We start from the raw sequence: 14,867 nt of genomic DNA, 5'->3' as shown, positions 1-14,867 counted from the left end.
AATATCGCTTCAGACTCCTCAGCCGAGAGACCGGCAAGACGGTAATATAAGTCGCTTTGCCGTGGCGCATGGTGCGCGCTCGGAACAATTATTTCAGGTAGATCAATGGCTTCCAAGAAAGCGACGCAAGTACTGGGTCTGGGCACGCGTGCCATTCACGCCGGGCAGCATCCCGATCCGTCGACGGGCGCCATCATGACGCCGATCTATGCGACCTCTACTTACGTGCAGTCCAGCCCCGGTAAGCACCAGGGTTATGAGTACTCGCGCACCCAGAACCCGACCCGCATGGCTTACGAGCGCTGCGTGGCCGACCTGGAAGGTGGAGTCGCGGGCTTCGCCTTCGGCTCCGGCCTGGGCGGCGCTTCCACGGTGCTGGACCTGCTCGATTCGGGTGACCACGTCATCGCCATGGACGACCTCTACGGTGGTACCTACCGGCTGTTCGAGCGCGTTCGTCGACGCTCCGCCGGTCTGGATTTTACGTTCCTGGATCTCAATGACGCGGTCGCCCTCAAGGCTGCGCTCAAGCCCAACACGAAGATGATCTGGGCGGAGACGCCGACCAATCCGATGCTGAAGCTGGTCGACCTGGCCAAGCTGTCCGCTTTCGCAAAGAAGCACGGCCTGATTCTGGTGGTGGACAACACCTTCTGCTCGCCCATGCTGCAGCGCCCGATCGAATACGGGGCTGATCTTGTGCTGCACTCGGCCACCAAGTACCTCAACGGTCACTCGGATATGGTGGGTGGCATCGTGGTCGCCGCGAACGACGAAATGGCCGAGCGCATGGGTTTCCTGCAGAACTCGGTAGGCGCCGTGGCGGGTCCTTTCGACTCGTTTCTGGCGATGCGTGGCCTGAAGACGCTGCATCTGCGCATGAAGGCGCACTGCGAGTCGGCGCTGGACATCGCGCGTTGGCTCGAGAAGCACCCGGCGATCGAGCGGGTGATCTATCCCGGCCTGAAGTCGCATCCGCAGCACGCGCTGGCGCGCCGGCAGATGGATGGCTTCGGCGGGATCATCTCGGCGGAAGTGAAGGGCGGGATTCGCGCGGCGCGCAAGATGCTCGAGCGCTGCGAGATTTTCGCCCTGGCCGAATCGCTGGGCGGCGTGGAAAGCCTTATCGAGCACCCGGGGATCATGACCCATGCGTCCATCCCGCCGGCGACGCGCAAGCGGCTGGGGATCAGCGATGGGTTGATCCGGCTGTCGGTGGGTGTGGAGGATGTGGAAGATCTGCGTTCCGAACTTACGCGCGCACTGCGGAGCTGATTTGCAGCGGCTGTACGGTGGAGGACCTCGACCGCGCGCAAAAGCGCTTGTCCGCATATCCCACCCGTGCGGATTTCGCGACTGGCACCCCGAACAAGGGTGCGTCAACGTGTTTCACGGCATCGTGGACCACGAGTCCTTTGATCGACCCAGGGTCTAGCGCATGCAGAACTTGCTCAGAGCGGTTTGGATTTACCGCCACTTTATCTTCTCATCTATCCGAAACGACCTGCGGATGCGCTTCGCGCGCAGTAAGTTGGGTGGTCTGTGGATGATCCTTCAGCCTCTCGCACAGGTAGCGATTTACGCAGTGGTGCTCTCGCGCATCATGGGTAGCCGGTTGCCAGGTGTCGACAATCGGTACGCCTACGTGATCTACCTGATCGCGGGAATGGTAGCGTGGTCGCTCTTTGTCGAAACGGTCACGCGCTGCCTCACTATCTTCGTGGACAACGGCAACCTGCTTAAAAAAATCGTTTTTCCGCGAATCAGCTTGCCGTTGATCGTCGCCGGGTCAGCTCTGGTGAGTAACCTGCTGCTGCTGATCGCTGCGGTGGGTGTGTTCCTCATTGCTGGGCATATGCCGACGATGAGCATGGCGTGGCTTCTTGTCTTGATTCCCGTAAACCTTGCCTTCTCCATCGGCCTCGGGTTGACCCTCGGAATCCTCAACGTCTTTGTCCGGGATATCGGTCAGGTCATGGTGGTCGTCCTGCAGTTGTGGTTCTGGATGACTCCTATCGTTTATATGCCGACGATCCTTCCAGAGCAATTTCAAAGCCTGATTCGGCTGAATCCTATGTACTACATTGCTTCCGGTTTTCAGGACGTTCTTCTCTACGGGAAGGCACCGCAGCTCGATCATTTGGGTTACATCGCTGTTGGCTCCGCGCTTCTTCTTGGCTTGTCCATGTTCCTCTTTCGTCGCGCCAACGCTGAAATGGTGGATGTGCTGTGAGCGCCGTTCTCAGAGTTCATCGTGTTGGTAAAGCCTTTCAGGAGTACGGAAGCGAGCTCCATCGTTTCGCACGTTGGTTCGGCCTGACGACACGCACGGCCCGGCAGCATTGGGTACTCCGGGAGGTGAGTTTTACCGTTGCTCCCGGTGAAGCTGTGGGCATCATTGGACAGAACGGTGCCGGAAAGAGCACGTTGCTTAAGATGATCACGGGCACGTTGCCGCCGACTGAAGGCGAAGTCACGGTCAACGGTCGTATCGCGGCGATCCTGGAGTTGGGGATGGGCTTCAATCCCGAGTTGACCGGGCGCCAGAATGTCTACCACTCAGCAGGGCTTATGGGCTTTGATCGCGCTCAGATCGCATCAGCAATGCCCGCCATCGAAGCATTTGCTGAGGTGGGCGATTATTTTGACCAAGCGGTACGAACCTACTCGAGTGGGATGCAGATGCGTGTGGCCTTCAGTGTGGCCACGGCATTTCGACCGGCGATCCTCATCGTCGATGAGGCCTTGTCTGTCGGCGACGCATACTTTCAGCATAAATGCTTCGAGCGTATACGTGAATTTCAGAGGGAAGGCACGACTCTGCTCATCGTCTCCCACGACAACTCCGCGGTGCAGGCGCTGTGCGACCGGGCGGTACTTATCGATCGCGGGCGTATGATTAAGGATGGTGCGCCATCGGAGGTTATTGACCTCTACAACGCATTGATCGCTGAGAAAGAGAATGCGACCGTCGAAGTGATCCGCATCGAGGGTAGCGACTCTGTCCAGACGGTCTCGGGTACGGGCGAAGCGGTTGTCAGTGAGATCGCCTTGCACGACGAAAACGGTGCGCCTGTTGAATTCATCAATGTTGGCTCCCGAGTCGATCTTCGTGTGAAAGTGCGGGTCTCACGCGATATCCCGCAGTTGGTATTCGGCTACATGATCAAAGACCGTTTCGGCCAGCAGTTGTTTGGTACGAATACATTTCACACCGACCAAGTTGTTCATGATGTACCCGCCGGGGCCGAACTTACCTTCAGCGCCGAGTTTGTCGCCGCACTTGGCTCAGGAAGTTATTCTGTATCAACGGCCCTGGTGAGTTCCGACACGCATCTCGTGGATAACTTCGAATGGCGTGATCTGGCCCTCGTATTCACTGTCAGCAACTTTGACAAACCCTATTTTGTCGGCAGCGCGTGGATGCCGCCGACCTTCAAGGTGACGATGTGACCTTTATATCCTACGCGCAGAATGCCGAAGACGTTGTTCTGCATCGTGCACTGGGTCATGTTGAACACGGCTTCTACATCGATGTCGGTGCTCAAGACCCCATTACCGACTCGGTAACCCGCGCTTTCTATGAGCGCGGCTGGCATGGAATCAACGTTGAGCCGGTGCCGCGCTGGTTAAAGCGACTGAATGAAGACCGTCCGCGCGATCTCAATATTCAAGCGATTGTTGCAGATCATGCTGGTATCGAAACAATTCGAGAGGTCGTAGGCACGGGCTTGTCGACCGTGGACGCGGGTATCGCACGCCAACATTCGACCGGCGGGCACGCCATCGAGGAGTTCGAGGTTCGGGCCACGACCCTCGACGACCTCTGTCGCGACCATAACGTCGAGACAATTCACTTTCTCAAGGTGGATGTGGAGGGGCACGAGGCGAAGGTTCTGGCGGGTATGGCGTTCGATGCCTATCGACCTTGGGTGCTTCTGATCGAGGCGACGGCGCCCAACTCCCAGGTTGAAACTCATGAATCTTGGGAGCCGGCACTGCTTGAACGGAACTATCTGTTCGTCTATGCAGACGGGCTGAACCGTTTCTATGTCGCTCAGGAGAAATTCGACGAACTTGGCGACTTTTTCCGCTATCCCCCGAATTTCTTCGACGACTACGAGCGCATGTCGGTTAACTGGCTGCGCCAGCACGCGGAGCGACTCGAGAGCGACCTCGCGCTCGTCACGGAGGAAAGGGATGATCTGCTTGCTCAGGGGCCGTTTCTGCCGAGTGACTTGCCTGATCACGACCTGCTGATAACTCTGCGTGAGCGCTATCGGCGCTTGCGCGCTGAGCGCATCCTTATGCGTCGTCAGATTAAAGATGCACAAGCAAAAGTCCTCGAACTGAATAACGAGCACAATGAACTGATAGAGCTGCGGCGTTCGGCGCAGCGTTACCGGCTGCAGCTTTTCTCGGCGCAAGAGTCGCTCGCCGAGGCGGAGCAGCGCGTCGACACGCAGCGCATCGAAATCGATAACTTGCGTCACTATGTCCGCGCCCTTGAGGTGCAGTCCAGTAATCTGGAAACAGCGCATGGTCAGGAGCGGGCCGAAGCCGCCCATCTTCGCGTGCAGCTCGATGCGATACTGCGTAGCACCTCGTGGCGTATCACCAAGCCCATCCGCCTGGGGCGTCGCCTTTGGTCGAACCCGTCTCCTGGCGATCGTCGCTCGGCGCTGCGCGGGCTGTCGGGTTTGTTCCTTAAAACGGCCGCGCGGATTCCGGGTGCCCGGCGAGTTGGAGGCGCTCTTCTGCGCCGCATGCCGCGTTTCCGCGCACGTCTGCTTCATCTCCACGGTTTATCTCCACCCGGCGATCCGATCGCGGTCGATCCGGCTGCCGATGGCCTTTCTCCGATTGCAAGGATGTATGCCGTTGCGCTCAAGAGCGCCGACGAACGGCGTGCCGTGCCGCCCGGGGACGATCAATGAGAATTCTGATTGACCTGCAGGCTTGCCAGAACGAGAACCGCTTTCGAGGAATCGGGCGTTACAGTATTGCCTTAGCGAAGGCGCTCTGTGGACGAAACGACGGCAACGAGTATTGGATTGCGCTCAATGCGAGTATGCCTGAGACGGGTGATGCGTTGCGCGGCGAATTTTCTTCGCTGGTTCCGGCGCATCGTATCGTCTCGTGGGACATGCCCACGCCGACTCGGGCGAGCAACCCCGCCAATCGCTGGCGGGAGCAAACCGGTGAGTGGCTGCGCGAGTCCGTGTTGGCCTACGTCAATGCGGACATACTCGTCTTAAGCAGCGTATTCGATGGGTTGCACGACGATAGCGTGACTTCAGTCAAGCTGGTCGACAACGGGGTCACGCAGACGATCGCCATCGTCTACGACCTGATTCCCCTGATATATTCGACTAAATACCTTAGCGATCCACTAGCTAAGGCTTGGTACTACCGCAAGCTGGCGGTGCTTAACGCCGCGGACGGATGGCTATGCATTTCCGAGCATGCGCGGCAGGAAGCAGTTGATGTCGCGGGTATCGATTCTTCGCGAGCATTCAATATCGTTGCCGCGTCGGACAGTATATTTGGACCGCGCAACTTCTCGAATGAAGAGCGAGCCCAGCGCTTGCTGCCCCTTGGTATCACCCGGCCGTACGTGATGTACACCGGCGGTCTGGATGAGCGCAAGAATATTCGTTCATTGCTGGTTGCCTACGCCCAGCTGCCGCACGACTTACGGATGTCACACCAGCTGGTTCTCGTCGGCAAAGCGAGCCCAGGCGAGCTCGATACTCTCGCAGGCATCGCGCGTCGGTCGGGTTTGCAGGACGACGAGTTGATCATGACCGGCTACGTCGACGACGAGTCGCTCGCTGCACTCTATAACCTGTGCAAGGTCTTCGCGTTTCCCTCTCTCCACGAAGGCTTTGGCCTCCCAGCGCTCGAAGCCATGGCGTGCGGGCGCGCTGTGATTGGCAGCAATGCGTCGAGTATTCCCGAGGTCATCGGCCGACCCGATGCGCTTTTCGATCCGAGGTCAATCGAAGACTGCAATCTGATGCTCTTGCGTGTGCTCACTGACGAGGTGTTCCGCGCGGATCTCGAGGCATGGGGTGTCGATCGCGCTGCCACTTTTTCCTGGGATGCATGTGCGGCGCGTGCGGTGGAAGCCATGGAGGGCATTCGTTCGCGTCAGCCCTCCGGGGCGCTGGTCAAGGAACAGCAGCGAGCAGGCCACGTATCACCGCGTCCGCGCATGGCAATGGTGACACCGCTGCCGCCCGCACGAAGCGGTATTGCGGACTACGCGGAGCAACTCATCCCGCAGCTTTGCCGCCATTACGACATCGATGTCATTCTGGAGCAGGATGACGTGGTATCCCCGTGGGTGCAAGCCAACTGCGGTGTGCGCAATGTCAGCTGGTTCGTGAAGAACGTCGCTACTTATGACCGTATCGTGTACCAGGTGGGGAATTCGACATTTCACACTTATATGTTCGATCTCATCGCGCGGTATCCAGGTGTCGTGGTGCTCCACGACTTCTTTCTCAGCAGTATCGCTGCCTACCTCGAGATTTCTGGCGAACGTCCCGGATGGTGGGCGCGGTGGCTGTATGAATCGCACGGGTATCCGGGGTTGGTTGCGCGCAGGGAGGCAGCGGATCCGCAGGAGGCGATGGATTCATTTCCTTGCAATCTGCCGGTTCTCCAGGCCGCGCAGGGTTTGATCGTTCACTCGCGCACGGCTATCGAGCTTGCCGCTGCATGGTACGGATCCGATGCGCCGGGATTCTGGCATCACATTCCGTTACTGAGAGAATCTCCGGCGCCGGATGCGCGTCTTCGAGCCCGGGAAGAGCTGGGTTTACTCGATGACGAGTTCATGGTTTGCTCATTTGGTATCCTTGCCTACACGAAGCTTAATGAGAAGCTGATAGAGGCATGGCTCACGTCCCGTTTGGCCCAAGACAGTCGATGCCGGCTTGTTTTCGTGGGTGAATCCCCGAATATTGCATATACCGCGCTTTTGAATCGACTCATTGATCGCGGGGCAGCGCGAATCAAGATTACGGGCCATGTCTCGGCTGCGGAGTATGCGACCTATCTCGCGGCTGCGGATGTCGGCGTACAGCTGCGCTCACACTCGCGCGGAGAGACGTCTGCGGCGGTTCTCGACTGCATGGTTAACGGTATTGCGACGATCGTTAACGCGCACGGCAGCATGGCCGAGTTTTCAAACGAAGAGGTATTTGTCCTCGACGACAAATTCAGTACCGAGGCGTTGTCAAACGCGTTGGAGTTGCTGTTCGAGTCGCCGGATCTGCGCGCACGGCTCGGTCGGCAGGCGCGCGAGAATCTCCTGAATGGCCATGCGCCTGACGTGGTCGCTTCGCGCTATGCCGACGCGATTGAGGACTTCTACGGTCCAACGACAGCAGCTGGTCGGTCACACGCGCTGATCGATACCTTGGTCGGTCTTGACCATATCGGCGGAAACCGGGAAGCCGATCTGGATGCGGTGGCACGCGCTTTGGCGCGGAACCAACCGCCTGCAGTACGCCAGCGCGTTCTTCTCGTCGACGTGTCGGTCACCGCCAATGAGGATCTGCGCACCGGTATCGAGCGAGTAGTTCGAAGCGTCACGCTCGAGCTTTTGCGTGGCGCTGCGGGTTCTTGGCGCGTTGAACCGGTTCGTGCGACGGAGCACGGCTATGTTTATGCTCACCGATACACTTGCGAGTTGCTCGGACTAGCGTCGAGCGGCCTTTCTGACATGCCAATTGATGTGGCAGCAGGCGACCTTTTCCTTGGCCTCGATCTCGCCCAGATGGACCTTCCAAAGCGACTCTCTGACGTCAAGAGGTTACGTCTTGCCGGGGTTGCGTGCCATTTTGTCGTCTACGACATGCTGCCGATTCAATTTCCGCAATTCTTCCCTGAATGGCTCGCGCCCGTCTTCCGGCAGTGGTTTCTTTCGGCTTGCGCCGTTGCCGATGGCCTGTGGTGCATCTCTGAATCTGTGGCCGACGATGTCATGGACACGTTGGCCGAGTTACGACCGTCCCGTGTTCAGCCCTTGGCAGTCGGCTCTTTTCCACTTGGCTCCGATCTGGCGTCTGGGGCGCCTTCGACGGGAATTTCAGATGCCGATACGGAGCGGCTGAACAGCCTTGACGCAGCGCCTGTGTTCCTGATGGTAGGTACCGTCGAGCCTCGTAAGGGGCATTCGCAGGTGGTCGACGCTTTTGAGTTGTTGCACGAACGGGGTGGGAACGCTCAGTTGGTGATCGTGGGTAAGCACGGCTGGATGGTTGAGGCGCTTGCTGAACGGGTTGAAACTCTGTGCCGCCGTGGAAAAGCCAGGATTCATTGGTTCAGTGCGGCGTCGGACGAACTACTTGCCGCCCTTTATGAGCGTGCGGACGCCCTCATTGCGGCGTCTTACGGCGAGGGCTACGGTTTGCCCCTCATTGAGGCTGCTGGCCACGGAATTCCTATTATCGCGCGCGATATCCCCGTTTTTCGCGAAGTAGGAGGCGAGCATGCGACGTACTTCGCTTCGAAGGACGGGCGAGGTCTGGCTCGCGATATTGAAGATTGGCTCCGACTGAATGCCGCAGGTCAGGTCCCAGAAAGTAGAGGGATCGCAGGCCGCACCTGGGCAAATAGTGCGCTACAGCTGATCAAGAACGTCACGGGAGGCCAGTCGACCCGCGTCTGGAGCGATCGTGGCGTGCGGCAACCTTGACCGGCCCATCCCGGGCTTGAGTCACCCGGGCCCCTCATGGAAAATGGGCGGCCCAGCTAAATCAATCATTTGCAGCGACGGACACTGATGAAAACAGCATTGATCACCGGAATTTCGGGCCAGGACGGCGCCTATCTCGCGGAGCTCCTCCTTGAGAAGGGCTACCGCGTCTTTGGCACCTATCGGCGCACGAGCTCGGTCAACTTCTGGCGTATCGAGGAGCTGGGCATCCAGAACCACCCGAACCTCGAACTGGTCGAGTTCGACCTGACCGATGGCGGCTCGGCAATTCGCCTGCTGCAGACCACCGGCGCCACCGAGGTGTACAACCTGGCCGCCCAGAGCTTCGTGGGCGTGTCGTTTGACCAGCCGGCCACGACGGCCGCGATCACCGGCGTCGGCGCGCTGCACCTGCTGGAAGCCATCCGCATCGTCAATCCGAAGATCCGCTTCTATCAGGCGTCCACCTCGGAGATGTTCGGTAAGGTCCAGGCGGTTCCGCAGAAGGAAGACACGCCGTTCTACCCGCGTAGCCCGTACGGTGTGGCCAAGCTCTATGCTCACTGGATGACGGTGAATTACCGCGAGTCGTACGGCATTTTCGGTTCCAGCGGCATTCTCTTCAATCACGAGTCGCCGCTCCGCGGTCGTGAGTTCGTCACCCGCAAGATCACCGACTCGGTCGCCAAGATCAAACTCGGCAAGCTGGACGTTCTCGAGCTGGGCAACCTCGATGCCAAGCGTGACTGGGGCTTCGCCAAGGAATACGTCGAAGGTATGTGGCGCATGCTGCAGGCCGACGAGCCGGACACCTTCGTGCTCGCCACCAATCGCACCGAGACGGTGCGCGACTTCGTGACGCTCGCGTTTGCGGCAGTCGATATCGATATCGAGTGGAAGGGCAGCGAAGAGAACGAGACGGGCACCTGCCGTAAGACCGGCAAGCTCCTGGTCAAGATCAATCCGAAGTTCTACCGCCCGGCAGAAGTCGAGCTTCTGATCGGCGATCCGGCCAAGGCATTCGAAAAGCTCGGCTGGAAGCCGGAGACCAATCTCGAGCAGCTCTGCAAGATGATGGTGGAAGCCGATCTGCGCCGGAACGAACGTGACGCTTCGTTCTGAGGGGAAGCCCGGCCGGGTACTCGTCACCGGCCATAAGGGCTTCACCGGTCGCTACGTGGTCGCCGCGCTTCGCGCGGCTGGCCACGACGTCCTCGGTCTGGGCGAGCAGCCGGACGATCTGGATTCACCGTCGATCAACCTGCTCGACCGCGCAGGCGTAGCGCGCGCCATCGATGCGGGCCGCCCCGATGCCGTGATCCATCTCGCTGCCATCGCCTTTGTCGCACATGGCGATGCGGAAGAAATGTACCGGACCAATGTCGTCGGTACCCGAAACCTGCTGGAGGCTCTGGCGGCGCTGCCGACGGCGCCCCGTGCCGTGTTGCTTGCCAGTAGCGCCAATGTCTACGGCAACAGCGAGATCGAACTGCTCGTTGAGTCGGTCGAGCCGTCGCCGGCCAACGACTACGCCGTCAGCAAGCTCGCCATGGAATACATGGCCAGGCTGTGGTCGGAGCGGTTGCCTGTCATTCTTGCTCGTCCTTTCAATTACACGGGCGTAGGCCAAGCGGAGAACTTCCTGCTGCCCAAGATCGTTTCGCATTTTCAGCGCGGCGAGCGTGTGATCGAACTGGGCAACATCGATGTCGCGCGCGACTTTCAGGACGTCCGCTTCGTGGCCGAGGCCTATGTGCGCCTTCTCTCCGCCGATGCAGCGGGTCAGACGGTCAATCTGTGTTCGGGTACGTCCGTCTCGCTGATGCAGGTGATCGGCATGATGCAGGAGATCGCGGGTTACGAGATTGAAGTCAGGGTCAATCCTGCCTTTGTTCGTGGCAACGAGGTGGCACGCCTGACCGGTGACAATCGTCGGCTGCGCTCGTTGATCGGCTCGCTCGACATCATTCCGTTGCGTACGACGCTCGAGTGGATGTTCACCCATCCTTTGCCGGCGCGCTGAGCGCGCCTCCAGGAATCGTCATGAAGTGTTTCAAGGCTTACGACATCCGTGGCCGCGTGCCGGATGAACTGAATGCGGACATCGCCTACCGTATCGGACGGGCGTTCGCGCGGACGGTAGGTGAGGGTGAGGTGGTCGTCGGATACGACATCCGTATGGATAGCCCGACGTTTGCCGCCGAAGTCGCCCGAGGCCTCGCCGACGAAGGGCGCGACGTGATCGACATCGGCCTGTGCGGTACAGAAGAGGTTTATTTCCAGACGGCACATCGCGGTGTGGCTGGCGGCATCATGGTCACCGCGAGCCACAATCCGATCGACTACAACGGCATGAAGCTCGTTCGTGAAGGCGCGCGCCCGATCAGTGGTGACACCGGCCTTCGCGATATCGAGCGTATGGTCGAAGATAACGCCTTTGGCGATGCAGGCGCGACGCGTGGCACGGTGCGTTCGGATCACGACAAGTCGGCGTATATCTCGCACTTGCTCGAATATATCGATGTTGCTGCGTTGCGTCCGCTCAAGATCGTCGTAAACGCTGGCAACGGTGGGGCGGGCGCCATCATCGACCTGCTCGAGCCGTTTCTTCCGTTTACATTTGTCCGCGTGAATCACGAGCCGGATGGTACGTTTCCCAACGGTATTCCCAATCCGCTGTTGCCGGAGAATCGTGATGCCACGGCTAAAGCCGTCATCGAATCCGGTGCCGATCTGGGCATCGCCTGGGACGGCGACTTCGATCGCTGCTTCCTGTTTGACGCCCAGGGCGGATTTATCGAGGGTTACTACATCGTGGGCCTGCTCGCGGCACAGCTGCTCGAAAAGCATCCGGGCTCGAAGATCATTCACGACCCCCGCCTGACCTGGAACACCGTCGACATGGTCGCGGCCGCCGGTGGTGTCGCGGTAGAGAGCAAGACGGGACACGCATTCATCAAAGAGCGCATGCGCGCCGAGGACGCCGTGTATGGCGGCGAGATGAGTGCACATCATTATTTTCGCGACTTCGCCTATTGCGACTCGGGGATGATTCCGTGGTTGCTGGTCGCAGAGCGCATCGGCAAGACCTCGACTTCGCTCACCGACATGCTGGCCCAGCGGATGGCGGCCTATCCGTGCAGCGGCGAAATCAACTTCCGTGTCGACGATGCCTCAGCCACGGTTGCTCGCATCGTTGAGCACTTCAAGCCTTTAGCCGAGAGTGTCGAAAATATCGATGGGGTCAGCATGTCGTTTGGTACGTGGCGTTTCAACCTGCGCTCGTCGAATACCGAGCCTCTGCTGCGTCTTAATGTCGAGGCGCGTGGTGATTCGGCGTTGATGGAAGCAAAGACTGCAGAGCTGCGCGGTTTGATCGGCGGAACGCCGGCATAAAAAACGGGCCGCGAGGCCCGTTTTTGTTCAAGCCATGCTTCGCTCAGGCGCGTCCGTAAACGTCTTCGAAGCGGACAATATCGTCCTCCCCCAGATAGCTCCCGGACTGTACTTCGATAAGCTCAAGCGGCACCTTGCCGACGTTGCGCAGACGGTGCGTTACGCCCAGCGGGATGTAGGTGCTCTGGTTCTCGGTGAGCAGGAAGACCTTTTCGCCGCACGTGACCTCTGCCGTGCCTGAAACGACGATCCAGTGCTCGGCACGGTGGTGATGCATCTGAAGGCTGAGGACCGAGCCCGGCTTAACGACGATACGCTTGACCTGAAATCGCTCGCCCATGTCGATGGAGTCGTAGCTGCCCCAGGGGCGATAGACCTGGCGATGGGCAAGATGCTCGCCGCGGCCGGCGCTGCTGAGATTGTCGACGATCTTCTTGACGTGCTGGACCTTGTCCCGGGCGGCGACGAGGGTCGCATCGGGCGTGGCGACGATGACGACGTCGTCGAGGCCGATGGTCGCCACCATGTGACGGTCGTGGGTGCGAACGAGCGTGTTCCGCGTGTCGAGGGTGATGACATCACCGTCGGTCGCGTTGCCATCGCCATCCTTGTCCGCAGCCTCCCAAAGGGCGGACCAGGAGCCGATGTCGCTCCAGCGGCAGCTCACCGGTACCACGGCGGCACGATCGGTCTTCTCCATCACGGCGTAGTCGATCGAGTCGTCCGGTACGTCGACCATGGCGGCCTTGTCGAAGCGGACGAAATCGAGGTCCGGCTGTGCCGACGCGAAGACCTTGACGGTGGCGTCATAGATGGCCGGCGAGTGCTTCTGCAACTCTTCAAGGTACCGGGAGGCCTTGAACAGGAACATGCCTGAGTTCCAGTCGAAGTCGCCGCTCGCGACGTACGTTGCGGCAGTCTCCGCATTGGGCTTCTCGACGAACTGGGCGACCTTGAAGCCGTTATCGGAGACCGCTTCCGCGCGCTTGATGTAGCCAAAACCGGTTTCGGGTGCCTCGGGGCGGATGCCAAAGGTCACCAGCCAGTCCTGAGTGGCGAGGGGGGCGGCACGCTTCACAGCGTCGACAAAGCTGGTCTGGTCGCCGATCAGGTGATCCGCGGGCAGGACAAGCAGGATGGCGTCGGAATCCTTCTGAACGGCGTGCATTGCAGACAGTGCGATGGCCGGCGCCGTGTTGCGGGCGGCTGGCTCGAGCAGAATGGACGAGCCCGAGATACCCAGCTCCTGAAGCTGCTCGGCGACGGTGAAGCGGTGGTCTTCGCTGCAGACAACGATCGGCGCGCCGGTATCGCCCAGCTTGCGCGTCCGTTCGACGGTCTGCTGGAACAGCGTCGTGTCACCGACCAGGGCGAGGAACTGCTTGGGGCGGTTCTTCCGGGACAGGGGCCACAGGCGGGTTCCGCTACCGCCGCTGAGGATGACTGGGACAATCATGGGTTCCGCTCCAGGGGTACGTTAACCGGACGATTATAGCGGGGTGGATGCCCATCAGCCGAGACATCGAAATCCCCGTTCAGTCATCTCCAAAGGGCCGCCTAGCAACGAGTCCAGAGAGGGCGTCCGCCGGGCTTCCCGTAGTATCATGCGAAGTCAGCAGCGTTGTTTCCGGGATCACGTATACCTACGGCACCACCGCCTACTCGCCCACCGTGCAGGTGCGCCGGAGCGGCTGCCGGTGTGCCGTCGAGACTTCGCATACAATCAATAAATTGACTGGTCGGCGAGTCATGCCGTGGGCGTTGCTCGGCCGGTCCCTGTGGATCCAGAGGATAGGAAATGTCTGTAAATCAACAACGTGTACTGGTGACCGGCGGAGCTGGCTTCCTTGGGTCCCACCTTTGCGACCGTCTCATCGCAGCCGGTCACGATGTCCTCTGCGTGGACAACTTCTACACCGGCAGCAAGGCCAACGTGGACGGGCTCCTGGCCCATCCGCGCTTCGAGCTCATGCGCCACGACGTTACCTTCCCTCTCTATGTTGAAGTCGACCGTATTTTCAACTTGGCATGCCCGGCCTCACCGGTGCACTACCAGCACGACCCGGTCCAGACCACCAAAACCAGCGTGCATGGCGCCATCAACATGCTCGGCCTGGCCAAGCGCGTCGGTGCCCGTATCCTTCAGGCCAGCACCAGCGAAGTCTACGGCGATCCCGAGATCCACCCGCAGGTCGAGGGTTACTGGGGCCGGGTCAATCCGATCGGTATTCGTAGCTGCTATGACGAAGGCAAGCGGTGCGCCGAGACCCTGTTCTTCGACTACTGGCGTCAGCACCAGCTCGAGGTGAAGGTCATGCGTATCTTCAATACGTATGGTCCGCGCATGCACCCGAACGACGGGCGCGTGGTCAGTAACTTCATCGTGCAGGCCCTCAAGGGTGAGGCCATTACGATCTACGGCGATGGCACCCAGACGCGCAGCTTCTGCTATGTCGACGATCTCATCGAAGGCATGCTCCGCCTGATGGACTCGCCGGCGGACTTCACCGGCCCGGTCAACATTGGCAACCCGGGCGAGTTCACCATGCTCGAGCTCGCAGAGACCGTCGTGCGCCTCGTTGGTGGCACCTCCAAGATCGAATATCGTCCGTTGCCCTCGGATGATCCGAAGCAGCGTCAGCCGGACATCAGCCTGGCCAAGGCCACGTTCGACTGGCAGCCGAAGGTCAATCTCGAAGATGGCCTGAAGGAAACGATCGCTTACTTCCGACACCGTTTGCAGGCATGACGATGGTAGCGG

At 59.8% G+C, this 14,867-nt stretch carries 10 protein-coding genes; 9 read left to right on the top strand and 1 reads right to left on the bottom strand.

Annotated features, from left to right (window positions below):
• The first annotated feature begins 105 nt into the window (after window positions 1-105).
• The 8 genes from J2X57_RS09440 to J2X57_RS09405 all read left to right on the top strand — a co-directional run bounded on the left by J2X57_RS09440 (window position 106) and on the right by J2X57_RS09405 (window position 12,106).
• Complete coding sequence (locus J2X57_RS09440; protein WP_309866262.1) at window positions 106-1,275, top strand: PLP-dependent aspartate aminotransferase family protein; 1,170 nt, start codon at window positions 106-108, stop codon at window positions 1,273-1,275.
• Window positions 1,276-1,438: 163 nt separating this feature from the next.
• Entirely contained in the window at window positions 1,439-2,233 is a 795-nt protein-coding gene (locus tag J2X57_RS09435) for an ABC transporter permease (RefSeq protein WP_309866259.1), read from the top strand.
• On the top strand, window positions 2,230-3,453 hold the full coding sequence (locus J2X57_RS09430) for an ABC transporter ATP-binding protein (RefSeq protein ID WP_309866258.1): 1,224 nt from the start codon (window positions 2,230-2,232) through the stop codon (window positions 3,451-3,453). Before J2X57_RS09435 ends, J2X57_RS09430 begins: the two co-directional genes overlap by 4 nt.
• Window positions 3,420-4,937: an FkbM family methyltransferase gene (locus tag J2X57_RS09425; RefSeq protein ID WP_309866255.1), complete on the top strand. Its 1,518-nt coding sequence runs from the start codon at window positions 3,420-3,422 to the stop codon at window positions 4,935-4,937. Before J2X57_RS09430 ends, J2X57_RS09425 begins: the two co-directional genes overlap by 34 nt.
• A complete protein-coding gene (locus tag J2X57_RS09420; protein WP_309866251.1) occupies window positions 4,934-8,710 on the top strand; it encodes a glycosyltransferase in 3,777 nt (1,258 codons plus the stop codon). Before J2X57_RS09425 ends, J2X57_RS09420 begins: the two co-directional genes overlap by 4 nt.
• Before the next feature lie 87 nt (window positions 8,711-8,797).
• Window positions 8,798-9,832, top strand: coding sequence for a GDP-mannose 4,6-dehydratase (gene gmd, locus J2X57_RS09415; protein WP_309866213.1), 1,035 nt, complete (start codon window positions 8,798-8,800; stop codon window positions 9,830-9,832).
• Window positions 9,816-10,733, top strand: coding sequence for an NAD-dependent epimerase/dehydratase family protein (locus J2X57_RS09410; RefSeq protein WP_309866210.1), 918 nt, complete (start codon window positions 9,816-9,818; stop codon window positions 10,731-10,733). Before gmd ends, J2X57_RS09410 begins: the two co-directional genes overlap by 17 nt.
• A gap of 14 nt (window positions 10,734-10,747) precedes the next feature.
• A complete protein-coding gene (locus J2X57_RS09405; RefSeq protein ID WP_309866896.1) occupies window positions 10,748-12,106 on the top strand; it encodes a phosphomannomutase in 1,359 nt (452 codons plus the stop codon).
• A gap of 43 nt (window positions 12,107-12,149) precedes the next feature.
• On the opposite strand, the gene J2X57_RS09400 is transcribed toward J2X57_RS09405, so the two are convergent.
• The gene (locus J2X57_RS09400) at window positions 12,150-13,562 is read right to left on the bottom strand and encodes a mannose-1-phosphate guanylyltransferase/mannose-6-phosphate isomerase (protein ID WP_309866207.1); all 1,413 of its coding nucleotides are present in this window, start codon (window positions 13,560-13,562) and stop codon (window positions 12,150-12,152) included.
• Window positions 13,563-13,904: 342 nt separating this feature from the next.
• Here J2X57_RS09400 and J2X57_RS09395 point away from each other — a divergent pair, with 342 nt between their 5' ends.
• A complete protein-coding gene (locus J2X57_RS09395) occupies window positions 13,905-14,855 on the top strand; it encodes an SDR family oxidoreductase (RefSeq protein ID WP_309866204.1) in 951 nt (316 codons plus the stop codon).
• The last annotated feature ends 12 nt before the right edge of the window (window positions 14,856-14,867 follow it).

It is taken from the genome of Luteibacter sp. 1214, assembly GCF_031455395.1.
GTDB lineage: Bacteria > Pseudomonadota > Gammaproteobacteria > Xanthomonadales > Rhodanobacteraceae > Luteibacter > Luteibacter mycovicinus.
The sequence above is the reverse complement of the archived record's forward strand: the minus strand, read 5'-3'. Positions and strand labels throughout refer to the sequence as shown.

Bases quoted from the DNA above. Each gene is read 5' to 3' on its own strand.
- J2X57_RS09420 (WP_309866251.1), top strand. From the start codon at position 4,934: ATGAGAATTCTGATTGACCTGCAGGCTTGCCAGAACGAGAACCGCTTT.
- J2X57_RS09400 (WP_309866207.1), bottom strand. From the start codon at position 13,562: ATGATTGTCCCAGTCATCCTCAGCGGCGGTAGCGGAACCCGCCTGTGG.
- J2X57_RS09395 (WP_309866204.1), top strand. From the start codon at position 13,905: ATGTCTGTAAATCAACAACGTGTACTGGTGACCGGCGGAGCTGGCTTC.
- J2X57_RS09440 (WP_309866262.1), top strand. From the start codon at position 106: ATGGCTTCCAAGAAAGCGACGCAAGTACTGGGTCTGGGCACGCGTGCC.
- J2X57_RS09435 (WP_309866259.1), top strand. From the start codon at position 1,439: ATGCAGAACTTGCTCAGAGCGGTTTGGATTTACCGCCACTTTATCTTC.
- gmd (WP_309866213.1), top strand. From the start codon at position 8,798: ATGAAAACAGCATTGATCACCGGAATTTCGGGCCAGGACGGCGCCTAT.